The following is a 12,623-nucleotide window of genomic DNA, read 5'->3' as shown; positions in this document are numbered from 1 at the left end:
CGTTTTATGTCGCAACGGACCAGTGAGCTACGAACGGCGCGGCTCGGGAACCACGAGCCTATCGGGGCTCGCGCCCTCGGCATCCATCAGGCTCACGTAGCGAATCGACGGATCCCCATACATCGCGTAGTAATAATTGCCCGTGCGCGCGCTAAAGCATCCGGTGTAGATAGTCTTCTCGAACTTGCCATCGCCCATCCTGGACGCTCCCTCAATCATCACCACGCCCTCGAGCGAGCGGAACATGCGAACGACGTTTTCGGTCTCGCTCTCCTTTTGCGGGTAATTGGCATTGAGGTACGCCGCCTTTACAAAACGGCTCGGCGAATAGCAATCGCCCGGAATGCCGCGCATGCCGGCACCGGCTCCATAGGGCTTAAGCTCGGCGCCACGCCATGTCGCCGTCTGCGGAAAATCGCTTGTGGCGGTGATATAGGTGCGCAGGTTTTCCATGTGCCACGGGAAGGTCGGCTGGTTGGCAAGGGTGTCGACCGGATCGTCGTATACATGCAGGCCGTCAGCCATCATCTCGACCACGATGCTGCGCTGGCTGTCGCCGATAATCCAATGGAGCAGCGACACGCCCAGCCCCTCTCCGGCAGATTTGGCGACAATCACCGTGTCGCGCAGCGCGGCCTCGACCTCATCGACCGTCGAGAACGTCGCTGCCACCCACAGGGGAAACTCATAGGCCGCGATATTGTTCTTGCCGTCGACAGGGCCCTCGGCATACTCGGCATAGCCGGGAAAGTTGAGCCCCGCCACAGCCAGACCCGCATCGTTACCACAGTCGAAAAACATGGGATAGTTCTTGTAATCGATGCACATGCCGATTACCGCGTGTGCCGCCGACGCATCGTCGATAAACGAATACGGAATGTGAAACCCGCGCGGCATCACGCGAACCTGTTGGCCGTAATCAAAGCTCCAGTCGAGGTTGCGGCCCAGATACATGTGGCCAGAATTATCGGTAAATCGAATGCTCGTACACATAGCGCCTCCTAGCTTTACGTTCTTGCTAAGGTTATTGTCACCAAACAAAAAGGCGCTAAACACAAAAGCCCGGACATGACAACAATGTCACGCCCGGACCAAAAGAGACGAAGTGCGGTGCTTTGATCCCCTTAGACCAACTTTCCAAGACAGTGGTCGATCATATGCTGGACCATCTGCGCCTCGAAGCCCACAAAGTCCTGCTTGCGCTCGCGCATCTTGCCATCGACGATCTGGTCAAAGGCAACCTTGCACTTGATATAGCGCGTGGACTTGGTGACCTCCTCGTGCGTCAGGCAGCTCTCCTCCATCTTGCTGGCGCCCAGGCCAAACACCAGACGGGGGTTGTAGAGCACGTGAGGCTCGCCGGCGTCGTCCAGGTAGACGCAGACCTTCTTGGTAACGCCGATCTGGTTGGCGGCCAAGCAGCCGGCATCATCGAGCGACTTGATGGTATCGATCAGGTCCTGAGCAACCGACTCGTCCTCGACGGTCGCAACCTCGCAACGCTGGGACAGGATAGCCTCGTCGTGGCAAAGCTCTTTAATCATACGTTCCTCCATAGGGGTCGTTGTAACCGCTTAAGTATACGGTACCCACACATTTTCATGCGATAAATACCGTCCGTCTGTTACAAAGCGCCGAACATCAACATGCGAGGAACAGCAAGGTTGTAAAGGCGATATAGTAAATGAGTTCGTGTCAATCGGCCTAAACTCGGGGCCGAACAAGGAAAGGGTATGCATGGACGAACTTTTTCACGTCAGTGAGCGCAAGTCCACAATCGGGACCGAACTTCGCGCTGGACTGACAACATTCCTGGCGATGGCCTACATCATCGCCGTCAACCCCGCAGTGCTCTCGGGCGCTGGCATTGATGCGGGAGCGCTCGCCTGCGCCACCTGCCTGGGCGCCGGCATCATGACCATCTGCATGGGCATCTTCGCCAACCGCCCGCTCGCCTGCGCGTCGGGTCTGGGCATCAACGCCATGATCGCGGGCATCGCCACCACCATGTGCGGCGGCGACTGGCACGTGGCCATGAGCGTTATCTTCCTCGAGGGTATCGTCATCTTGCTGCTCGTCCTGTGCGGCCTGCGCGAGGCCATCATGGACGCCATCCCCGTGGTCCTGCGCCACGCCATCTCGGTGGGTCTGGGCCTGTTTATCGCCATGATCGGCCTGTGCGACGCCGGCATCATCACCGCTGGCACCGGTACGCTCGTCGGCCTGGGCGACATCGCCTCCCCCACCTTTATCGTCGGCATCATCTCCATCGTCGTGACGGTTGCCCTGGCTTCCCGCAACGTGCCGGGCTCGCTGCTCATCGGCATCATCGTCGCCGTTATCGCCGGAATCCCGCTGGGCGTCACCCATGCGCCCGAGGGCCTCATCGCACCGCTCGACTTCTCGACCTTCGGCGCCCCGTTTGCCAGCACTGCCGACGGCAACCTTGCCATCGTGAAGGTCCTGACCGACCCGATGCTGCTCGTCGTTGCCTTCTCGCTGCTCATGAGCGACTTCTTCGACACCATGGGCACCGCGATGGCCGTCGCCAAGCAGGGCGAGTTCTTGACCGAGGACGGCAATGTCGAGGACATCCGTCCCATCCTGGTCGTCGACTCCGTGGCCGCTGTTGCCGGCGGCTTTATGGGCGTCTCCTCCATCACCACTTTCGTCGAGTCCACGTCCGGCGCTGCCGACGGTGGCCGCACGGGTCTCACCTCCGTCACCACCGGCGTGCTGTTCATCCTCGCCGCGTTCTTCTCCCCCATCGTCACCATCGTTTCCAGCGCCGCCACCTGCGGTGCTCTGGTCTACGTCGGCTACCTCATGATGAGCGAGGCCTCCGAGATCGACTGGTCCGACGTGTCGCAAGGTTTCCCGGCGTTCATGATTGTCGCCGGCGTGCCCTTCACTTACTCCATCTCTGCCGGCATTGGCCTGGGCTTTATCGCCTACGTGATCGTCGCGCTCTTTAAGGGCGAGGCCTCCAAGATCAAGCCGCTCATGTGGATCGCAGCACTTGCCTTCCTCGTCTACTTCTTTGTAGCGTAGGCGCAAGATTTGCAATACCAAACAGCAAAGCGCCACACGGACGCGCGATGTATTGCTTCGCAAGTTTTGGACGTTTTGCTCTCCAAACGGCACTACCGCCGGCTACATCCTGCAGATATGCTGAATCTAGCCGTATAGGCCCTATGAGAACGGGAGCAACCATGGCAGCCTTGTTCACGACCCCCAAACGCAATGACACTACCGCCGGAACCCATGTTGCCGAACCCGACGTTCGCCGTCGCATAGGACTCGCGCACGGCAGCTGGCGCCGCGTGACGCGCCGCATCGTCGTAGGCGCCGTGTGCGCGCTCACGGTGAGCTCGCTGCTCATGCCGAGCGTCTCGCTCGCGGCGGAATGGGTCAAGGTCGGCGAAACCAAATACAACGCCGGCACTGCGGCGGGCGACGAGACCGGCACCTGGTCGTGGGACGGCGCCGACGACTTGAAGCTCAACAACTATAACGGCGGCGAGATCCAGGCCGCAGGCAAGCTCAACGTGAATTACTCGGGAAACAACATCGTCACTGCCGACTGGATCGAAGGCATCAAGGCTTCTCATGGCAAGAATGAGAACGCCGAGCTCAATATCCAAGGCGACGCGGGCAGCACGCTCAGCGTGACATCTACTGAGGACGCTATCCTCTCCACGGGTAATATCAACATCGACGGAGTCGGATCCGTCAACGCCACGAGCGCTGGGTTTGATGCCATCGACGCCGAGGGCGATCTCGCTATCAAAGGTTCGGGCAACGTCAACGCCACGGGCGTATCGGATGGCATCAGGGCAAACGGCAATATCACGATTGACGACAGCGGGGCCGTCACCGCCAGGGCTACCAAGGACAAGGGTATCGGAACCGACAAGAACCTCACCATCAAGGGTGGCGGCACAGTCGAGGCAAGCTCAGCCGATGGTGAGGCCATTTGGAGCGGCGGCAACATCAATATCTCGGACGGCAGCCAGGTCAAGGCGAGCTCCGAGAAAGACGCCGCCGTCGAGGCCAAGGGCAGCCTCGCAGCCACAAACGCCTCCCTCAACGCAAACGGTGTTGAATATGGCGTCTATGCCCACAAGGGCATCACACTCGATCATGCAAACGTGACAGTCCGCGCAAGTAAAGGCAGATACGGTGACGCCATTGCCCTCTTCACCTACCAAGACGATACCGTCGTCAAGAACGGCTCCACCGTGGACGCGTTTGCGGAAGGCGAGGTTTCGGCTGCATTCTCCACCAGAAACGATCGACCCAACGAGGAGGGTGGCCACATCTACATCAGCGACTCCGTTGTCAAGGCCATAGCCCGCTATGTCGGGAACGGCGACGGCCCCATCCCCTACAGCGAAAACAAAGATGGTGAGACGAGCCCCGAGCCCCAAGGCGAGAACATCGGCATCATCGCCCAGACCAGCGAGGGCGTCACACCCGCAGTCATCTCGATCATCCGCAGCAAGGTAACGGCCGAAGGAGATACAGCGGCAATCTTTGCCCGTGCCATGAGCGCTGACGGCAAGACAATCGGCACCATCAAGATTGAGAACGCCGCCATCCAGACGCCCGAAGGCGGCAAGGTCATTGACTATCGCAAGCTCCGTGACGGCATCTACGAGGCAGGCCAAGCCATCGGCACGAGCGACGCTGTGATCGACTCCCCCTATAACGAAGCTGTCGCCAAGAGCATGGTCATCGCACCTCCCGAGGTAGCCAAGCCGGAAGACCCCAAGCGCGACGAGACCAAGCCCGCAGAAAGCAAGCCCGCGGAGTCCAAGCAGAACCCCAAGCCTGAGGGCTCAAAGCCGACCAAGGCCGTTGCGGCTTCAATCACGAAAGCCAAGACTACCGGCGTGCTCGCGGCAACCGGCGACACCTCGGGTGTGGCCATCGTGGCAACCGTCCTTGCGGGAACAGCCGCTATCGCCGCAGGCACCATGGCGAGCCGCAAGCGCTCTTAGACGCCTCTGCGCACATGGCAGCTCCCGCGAAGGCCCCGAGTCCCAGCACCGTTTAACAACGCCACCGCCGAGCTCCCCTCCGGCGGTGGCGTTTTCCATATGCGTCCGCAGGGTATGCACGAGATTGTCTTTGGTCTAGCCCAACCTGCATGAGCCGGCGTGCGACAATGGGGGCCGTCGATATCACAACGCCGAGAGAAGCCTGCCTTGGAAGCGCATCATAAGCAGATAACCGTTCATTCGGAGCATACGGAAAGCGCGCCCGTCATCTACCTCCCCGTTGTCATGGACGACGGTAGTAAAGTCTACGAGTGCTGCCGAGAGCTCGACTGTCCGCCATTCACCCTCGTCGCCATTGGCGGGCTCGATTGGAATCGCGAGCTGAGCCCCTGGGCATGCGACGGAACCGTGCGCGATGCCGAGCCTTTCGGCGGCCAAGCTGCCGGTTTTCTTGATGAGCTGCTGAATCAGATAATCCCCCAGGTCGAGTCGTCGCTTCCTCAGCCGCCCACCTGGCACGGCGTTGCTGGCTACTCGCTGGCAGGCCTCTTTTCGCTTTGGGCTCTCTGGCAAACCGACGCCTTTGACCGCGCTGCAAGCGCATCGGGGTCGCTGTGGTTTCCCGAATTTGTCGATCGCGCCAGCACGGCGCCATTTGCCGGCAGCCCGCAAGCCGTCTATCTGTCACTCGGCAAAAAGGAAACCAAGACGCCCAACCGCATGATGCGGCACGTACTCGACGACACACGCGCGATGGAAGCGTTGCTCGTCGAGCGCGACATTCCAACAACGCTGGAGCTCAACCCCGGCAATCACTTTGCCCAAACCGACTTGCGCATGGCCCGCGGCATCCACTGGATACTCACGCACTAAAAATGGCTCCCACGCGTAGCTGCACGCATGGGAGCCATTTTTTAGATTTATCGATAGCCGGCCTTACTCGGCGGCCTCCTCGAGTTCAGAGACGTCGAACTCAAAGTCGTTGCCCGGTAGGATGGCATTGAGCACAATGCCCACCAGCGAACCCACGGCAAGGCCCGAGAGCGAAATGGTCACGCCGCCCAGCTCCAGCACGATGGCACCGGCGGTACTGTAGGCAATGCCGAGCGAAAGCACGAGCACCAGAGCCGCCACCAGCACGTTGCGGTTGTTCTGGAAATCAACCTGATTCTCGATGAGGTTACGGACGCCCACGGCGCTGATCATGCCGTAGAGCACGAGCGACACGCCGCCGATTACACACGCTGGCATGGCGGCGATCACGGCAGCAAACTTGGGGCAGAACGAAAGCACGATGGCGCAGCAGGCGGCAATGCGAATCACGCGCGGGTCGAACACGCGCGTCAGGGCGAGCACGCCGGTGTTCTCGCCATACGTGGTGTTGGCCGGAGCGCCAAAGAGCGACGCCAGAATCGTGGCGAGACCATCGCCGAGCAGCGTGCGATGCAGGCCGGGATCGGCGATGTAGTTACGCTCGCAAGTGGAGCCGATAGCCGAGATATCACCGATATGCTCGATCATGGTCGCGAAAGCCAGCGGCATGATGGTGATGATGGCCGTCGTGGCAAGACCGCTATCGAACTGCGGCCCAAAGAGTGCAAACACGGTGTTGTCCCACACGATGGGCAGACCGACCCACGGAGCGGCGGCAACGCCCGAGAAATCAACCTCGCCGAGCGCAGTCGCAACGGCATAGCTCACCACAACGCCCAGCAAAATCGGCACGATCTTGATCATGCCGCGGCCCCAGATGTTGCAGATGACGATCACGGCCACAGCGATAACGGCGACAAGCCAGTTGGTCTGGCAGTTGGCAATGGCAGAGCTCGCCAGGATCAGGCCGATGGAAATGACGATGGGACCGGTCACCACCGGCGGAAAGAAGCGCATGACACGCTTGGCGCCAAATGCGCGGAAGAGTGCCGCAAGTACCGGATAGAGTAGACCGGCGCAGGCAACGCCCAGGCAGGCGTAGGGCAAAAGCTCGGCCTCGCCGTTGGGTGCAATGGCGGCATAACCCGCGATAAAAGCAAACGACGAGCCCAGAAACGCGGGCACCTTACCGCGCGATAGAAAATGAAACAGCAGCGTGCCGATGCCGGCGAACAGAAGCGTCGCCGAAACGGAAAGGCCGGTGAGCACAGGCACGAGCACCGTGGCTCCGAACATCGCAAACATGTGTTGCAAACCCAACACAAACATGCGCGGGCGGCCGAGCGACGATGCATCGTAGATGGCATCGGTGACGGCGGGCGTCGAGGATTGGGACATGGAAGTCCTTTCATGATGGAAGGGCGATCAGGCATATCGGATAACCTGCCCGAACGATACGATCCGAACCATTGTACGTGATATGCCATGTCTCGCACGCGCCGTCACCTGCAAACGGTAGCGTTACTTCCAAACGCGCTCGGAAATGCGCTTGACCAGCGCGATCTTTGCCCACTGTTCGTCCTCGGTCAGTTTGTTGCCAATCTCACAGCTGGCAAAGCCGCACTGGGGCGACAGGTACAGGTTCACGAGCGGCACATACTTTGCGGCCTCGTGAATACGTTCGACGATGGCATCCTCGTCCTCGAGCTCAGCGGCCTTGGTGGTCACCAGGCCCAGCACGACCTTCTTGCCGGGAGCAACATACTTGAGCGGCTCAAAGCCACCGGCGCGCGGCGTATCGAACTCAAGGTAGAACGCGTCGACATCCTCGTGCGCGAACAGGTACGGTGCAATGGGATCGTAACCACCCTCGAAGGCATACGTGGAGTGATAGTTGCCGCGGCACACGTGCGTGTTGATGACCAGATCGTCGGGCTTGCCCTCGATGGCGGCGTTGTTGAGCGCCACGCCCAGCTCGCTTACCTTTTGCAGGTCGACCGGGCTCATGCCGGTCTTTGCCACGAAATCGGTGTCGCAGTAGATACCCCAAGTACAGTCATCAAACTGGATATTGCGGCAGCCTGCTGCGTACAGGTCGGCAATCACGGTGCGGTATGCTGCCGCGATGGCATCGGCGAGCTCTTCGTCGGTCTTGTAGACGGCGCGCAGACTCTCCTGCTGGCCATCGCAACGGTCGAGCGTGACTTCGGAGAACGTCTGGATCGGTGCCGGAATGGTTTGCCGTGCGACCTGGCCCTCCCCCTCAAGCGCCTTGACGAACTTAAAATGCTCGACGAACGGATGATTCTTGCCGCCAATGGGACCGGTTACCACGGCGGTGTCGGCGGTAGTCTCCTCATCGTGGAACATATAGCCTGTACGCGAGGTGCGGCGCTCAATGCCGTTAAGGCCCCACATAAAATCGAGGTGCCAGTAGCTGCGGCGGAACTCGCCATCGGTGATAACTTGCAGGCCGGCGGCCTTCTGCTTTGCCACCAAATCGCGAATGGCCTCGTCCTCGACGGCCTTAAGCCCCTCGGCATCAAGCGTGCCTGCCGCATAGGCAGCGCGGGCATCCTTTACGGCCTGCGGACGAAGAAAGCTGCCGACGATATCAGCGCGAAACGGCGCGTTCGATTGAATTGAAGTGCTCATAGATATCTCCCTTTGCATTGGTTGCTTTACTGGGACAGAGTATGAGCGCTTATATGGCCATCGTAAAATATACGTTTATATAGGTTTGTTATTAGTTTTTTCTATACTGAGCAACAGTGGAGCTCAGCCTCACATGGGTATCTCGAAGTGAGCTAAATATGCTGACGAATCGCTTCGATATAGGCCTGCCCATAGCGCGTGAGCGTCGTATTTTTGCGCGTGATAATGCCGATCTCCATGTACTCGTCTACATCGAGCGGAATCGAGATAATACCGGGGCCGTTAAGCTCATGGCTGATCACGCCCGAACACACCGTGTAGCCGTTAAGGCCCATAGCTAGGTTGAACAGCGTCGCACGGTCGCGCACGCGGATATTCTTGCGGCGCTCAAAGGTCGAGGTCAGCTCCTCAGAATAATAAAACGAGTTATAGCTGCCCTGCTCATAGGACAGGAACGGGTAGTCTTCCAAGTCCCCGAGCGTCACACTCGAGCGGCCCGCCAGCGGATGGTCGGCGCACACGAAGACATGCGGCGTGGCGCAGAAGAGCCCTTCGAACACGAGCTCGTTGGCCGCCAACATGCGCTCGATGACCTCGCGATTGTGCTCCGACAGATACAGGATGCCGAGCTCGCTTTTCATGTGCGCGACGTCCTCGATAATCTCGTGGGTTTGCTCCTCGCGCAGGGTAAAGTCGTAGCGCGCGGCATCGAACTCGCGGATCACGTCAACAAACGCGTTAACGGCAAAGGAATAATGCTGACAGCTCACACTAAAGTGCGGCACCTGCTCGGATGCGCCCTTGTACTTGCCCTCGAGCAGGTCGGCCTGGTCGAGTACCTGGCGCGCGTAGCCCAAGAAGGTCTCGCCTTCCTCGGACACAATGACGCCCTTGTTGGTGCGCTCAAAGATGCGCACGTCCATCTCGTTTTCGAGGTCGCGAATCGACGCGGTAATCGAAGGCTGCGACACAAAGAGTCGGCGCGAGGCCTCGGTGATGCTACCGCATTCGGCAACCTTGACAACATACCTGAGCTGCTGAAGCTTCATAGCCTTCTCCCTAGACGTTCGTGACGTCGAAACCCGTCGTGCTCATCTGACGCATAAACGACGGCATCTCCCCCGTCGCGGCGCAGGCGGCAATCTGATGCAGCGCTGCGCCAACCGCATCGTCTGCCGCAGCGCCGATATGCCAGCGTGCGGCAGCCGTGACGGCCTCGTTGGCATTGGCGACCGCAACGGAGTTGGGAACGGCATCGATCATGGGCAGGTCGTTATCGGAATCGCCAAATACGGCCACCTCGTCGGGCGTTAGGCCCAAAGCGCGCGCCAGCTCCAGCGCAGCGCAGCCCTTGTCCCAACCAGCCGGAAGGATGTCGAACAGGCGCACACGGTTGTTGGGAAACACAAGCGAGAGCTCCGGCACCTCGGCGGCAACGCGCTCGCGTAGCTCCGCGAGCTCCTCACGCGAACGGGCGCTCCAGATATTCGCCTTGAACACCGGCGCATCATCGACGACAGGGCGGCACGGGGCCTCTTCGCCCTTGAGCCACGCATTGCCGCCCGATTCCATAGCGCGACGCACACGCTCGGCATCACGTGTCACGCAATAGGCATCGTTATCCCAAAAGTCATCACCTAAGCTGTAGACCTTCAGATAGGTATCGTCGGTTTCTTCTTCCAGATAGGCGGCTAAACGCATTAGTGCGTCGCTATCGGTCGCACGCGAGGCGACCGCCTCGCCGTCGACAAACATGACCTGGCCGTTACAGAATGCGCCGGTCGAATAGCACTCGGAACGATTTTTAAACATCCAGCCCATCGCAGACGGCTGACGACCCGAAACCGGACCAAAGTGCAGACCCGCCGCCTGCATGGCATGAATGCCCTCGATGGCATAGTCGCTGGCGCCGTCATGCCCGGCCGGAATCAGCGTATCGTCCATATCGGTCAGCACAAGTTTGATCATAGGGTCCCCCAGTCGTTTTCATCGTAACCATTGTACCGATGCGCTAGTATAGGGAACAACAGATTCGATGCGGGAGTGCCGGCGGTGCAAACCACAAGGCTGAGAGGGCATGGGGCCCAATCCTTTGAACCTGTCAGTTAATGCTGGCGTAGGGAGCATGCCGCCTTTTTAGGGGCGCTGTCTATGCACAGCGCCCCTTTTCTATGCCAAGGAGGCATGTGCAGTGATCGATTCGAAACAGCTCAAGCAAAACGTGGTCAAGGCCGTGGAGGAGATTCGCGCCACCAATCCGATGGCGGGCTCCATCACCAACACGGTGACGATTGACTTTGTCGCCAACGCGCAGCTCGCCGTGGGCGGATCGGCCGCCATGGTCTATCTGCCCGACGAGGGCGAGGCGCTCGTTGCCGGCGGCGGCGCCATCTATCTGAACATGGGCACACTCTTCCCCATCTACGAGCAGACGATTCCCCGCGCGGCCAAGGCGGCACACGACGCCGGCAAGCCCTGGGTGCTCGATCCGGTGGGCCTGGGCATCGGCAGCCTGCGCACCCAACTGGTAGGCGAACTCAAGCAGTACAAACCCGCCATCGTGCGCGGCAATGCCTCCGAGATTATCGCGCTCGCCGGCCTGTGGGGCCTTGAGGGCGAAGCGGCCGATCTGAGTCGCGTGCGCGGTGTCGATACCACCGACACGGTAGACGCCGCCCGCGGCGCCGCCGTGGCGCTCGCCCGCTACACCGGCGGCGCCGTTGTGGTCTCGGGCGAAGTCGACCTGATTACCGACGGCACGACCGTGGCCAAGTCCCACGGCGGCAGCCCGCTCATGTCCAAAATCACCGGCTGCGGTTGCTCGCAGGGCGGCGTGCTGGCCGTGTATGCCTGCGCCGCCGACCCGTTTACGGCGGCCATCTGCGGCACCGCCGCCTACAACGTTGCCGGCACGCGTGCCGCCGCCGTTGCCGATGCCCCGGCAAGCTTTAAGGTCGCCTTTATCGACGAGCTCTACCGCGCGACCGCCCAGGACATTGCCGATAACCAACTCGAGCTCGAGGAGGCATAAGGCATGTCCGAGCCCGCAACCGATGCCGGCATGAACACACTCGTCGCCGTGGCCATCGCCCCATGCGGTACCGGCGATGAGCTGTCCGCCGAGGTCGCCGAGGTCGTGCGTGTCATTCGCGAGAGCGGCCTTCCCAACCGCACCACCTCGATGTTCACCGAGATCGAGGGCGACTGGGACGAGGTCATGCAGGTCGTGCGCGACGCGACCTTTGTGTTGGCGAGCAAGGGCATCCGCACCGAAGTCGTGCTCAAAGCCGATATTCGACCCGGATTTACCGACACCATGACCGGCAAACTCGAGCGCATGGAAGCACAGATCAAAAAGCAGGAGGAAGCACGATGAGCATCCGCGACAACCTTGATATCTCGGCCTATCTGGTACTCGGCCCCGAAAACACGCTCGGGCGCCCCGTGGGCGATGTGGTGGCCCAGGCACTCGATGCCGGCTTTACCTGCATCCAGGTGCGCTCCAAGGTGGCAAGCGCCCGCGAGATCATCGCGCTGACCGGCGGCGCCGCGCAGGCAATCGCACAGGCTGGCAAGACCGGTCAGGTCGCTTTGCTGATCGACGACCGCCTGGACTGCGTACTCGCCGCGCGCGAGCAGGGCATTGCTGTCGACGGCGTGCACGTGGGCCAGAGCGATATTCCCGTCGAGGTCTGCCGCAAACTTTTGGGCCCCGATGCCATCGTGGGCCTTTCGGCCCGTTGCGAGGAGATGCTCGAGTACGTCAAGACCGCCGACATGAGTTTGGTCGACTACCTTGGCATCGGCCCGCTCCACGAGACCGAGACCAAGCGCGACTGCGGACGCGCGGCCGATGGCTCTATCATCACCAAAAGCTTTGAGGACCTGGCCGCACTCCACGCGGCAAGCCCCGTGCCCATCGTGGTGGGCGGCGGCGTCAAGACGGCCGACCTGCCGCAGCTTAAGGCCACCGGCGTCGACGGCTTCTTTGTGGTGAGCGCCGTCTGCAGCGCCGATGATCCCTACGCCGCGGCCAAGGAGCTCGTCGACACCTGGCAGCAGGCATAGGCATAGGCCGAACAGCTGATTCGC

At 60.6% G+C, this 12,623-nt stretch carries 12 protein-coding genes and 1 riboswitch; of the genes, 6 read left to right on the top strand and 6 right to left on the bottom strand.

Annotated features, from left to right (window positions below):
• Nucleotides 1-27: 27 nt before the first annotated feature.
• Nucleotides 28-993, bottom strand: a complete 966-nt coding sequence (gene bsh / locus DW211_RS05060) for a choloylglycine hydrolase (protein WP_117629622.1) — start codon at nt 991-993, stop codon at nt 28-30.
• Nucleotides 994-1,124: 131 nt separating this feature from the next.
• Entirely contained in the window at nt 1,125-1,544 is a 420-nt protein-coding gene (locus tag DW211_RS05055) for a peptide deformylase (protein ID WP_117563534.1), read from the bottom strand.
• Between the two features lie 193 nt (nt 1,545-1,737).
• On the opposite strand from DW211_RS05055, the gene DW211_RS05050 reads away from it, so the two are divergent.
• The 3 genes from DW211_RS05050 to DW211_RS05040 all read left to right on the top strand — a co-directional run bounded on the left by DW211_RS05050 (nt 1,738) and on the right by DW211_RS05040 (nt 5,876).
• On the top strand, nt 1,738-3,051 hold the full coding sequence (locus DW211_RS05050) for an NCS2 family permease (RefSeq protein WP_118259632.1): 1,314 nt from the start codon (nt 1,738-1,740) through the stop codon (nt 3,049-3,051).
• A 161-nt stretch (nt 3,052-3,212) separates the two neighbouring features.
• A complete protein-coding gene (locus DW211_RS05045; RefSeq protein WP_158568495.1) occupies nt 3,213-5,003 on the top strand; it encodes a carbohydrate-binding domain-containing protein in 1,791 nt (596 codons plus the stop codon).
• Nucleotides 5,004-5,210: 207 nt separating this feature from the next.
• Nucleotides 5,211-5,876, top strand: a complete 666-nt coding sequence (locus DW211_RS05040; protein ID WP_118259629.1) for an alpha/beta hydrolase — start codon at nt 5,211-5,213, stop codon at nt 5,874-5,876.
• 63 nt (nt 5,877-5,939) lie between these two features.
• On the opposite strand, the gene DW211_RS05035 is transcribed toward DW211_RS05040, so the two are convergent.
• The 4 genes from DW211_RS05035 to DW211_RS05020 all read right to left on the bottom strand — a co-directional run bounded on the left by DW211_RS05035 (nt 5,940) and on the right by DW211_RS05020 (nt 10,499).
• Complete coding sequence (locus DW211_RS05035) at nt 5,940-7,274, bottom strand: uracil-xanthine permease family protein (RefSeq protein ID WP_117757306.1); 1,335 nt, start codon at nt 7,272-7,274, stop codon at nt 5,940-5,942.
• Between the two features lie 123 nt (nt 7,275-7,397).
• A complete protein-coding gene (locus DW211_RS05030; protein WP_233540397.1) occupies nt 7,398-8,531 on the bottom strand; it encodes a 5-methyltetrahydropteroyltriglutamate--homocysteine S-methyltransferase in 1,134 nt (377 codons plus the stop codon).
• Nucleotides 8,532-8,683: 152 nt separating this feature from the next.
• Nucleotides 8,684-9,580 (bottom strand): LysR family transcriptional regulator, encoded by an 897-nt coding sequence (locus DW211_RS05025; protein ID WP_118259627.1) that lies wholly within the window; start codon nt 9,578-9,580, stop codon nt 8,684-8,686.
• A gap of 10 nt (nt 9,581-9,590) precedes the next feature.
• Nucleotides 9,591-10,499, bottom strand: coding sequence for an HAD-IIB family hydrolase (locus tag DW211_RS05020; protein WP_118259626.1), 909 nt, complete (start codon nt 10,497-10,499; stop codon nt 9,591-9,593).
• A 61-nt stretch (nt 10,500-10,560) separates the two neighbouring features.
• A riboswitch (TPP riboswitch) is annotated at nt 10,561-10,671 on the top strand.
• 51 nt (nt 10,672-10,722) lie between these two features.
• Between DW211_RS05020 and thiM the strand changes: the two genes are divergently transcribed.
• Genes thiM through DW211_RS05005 form a run of 3 tightly spaced genes read left to right on the top strand, consistent with a single transcriptional unit; the run spans nt 10,723 to nt 12,599 of the window.
• Nucleotides 10,723-11,562, top strand: coding sequence for a hydroxyethylthiazole kinase (gene thiM, locus DW211_RS05015; protein ID WP_118259624.1), 840 nt, complete (start codon nt 10,723-10,725; stop codon nt 11,560-11,562).
• 3 nt (nt 11,563-11,565) lie between these two features.
• Nucleotides 11,566-11,907, top strand: coding sequence for a thiamine-binding protein (locus DW211_RS05010; RefSeq protein ID WP_233503104.1), 342 nt, complete (start codon nt 11,566-11,568; stop codon nt 11,905-11,907).
• Nucleotides 11,904-12,599, top strand: a complete 696-nt coding sequence (locus DW211_RS05005; RefSeq protein WP_118256466.1) for a thiamine phosphate synthase — start codon at nt 11,904-11,906, stop codon at nt 12,597-12,599. The genes DW211_RS05010 and DW211_RS05005 overlap by 4 nt, the downstream gene beginning before the upstream one ends.
• The last annotated feature ends 24 nt before the right edge of the window (nt 12,600-12,623 follow it).

The sequence above is a fragment of the Collinsella sp. AM18-10 genome (assembly GCF_003471585.1).
Taxonomy (GTDB): domain Bacteria; phylum Actinomycetota; class Coriobacteriia; order Coriobacteriales; family Coriobacteriaceae; genus Collinsella.
This window is presented reverse-complemented; position numbering and strand designations above follow the sequence as displayed.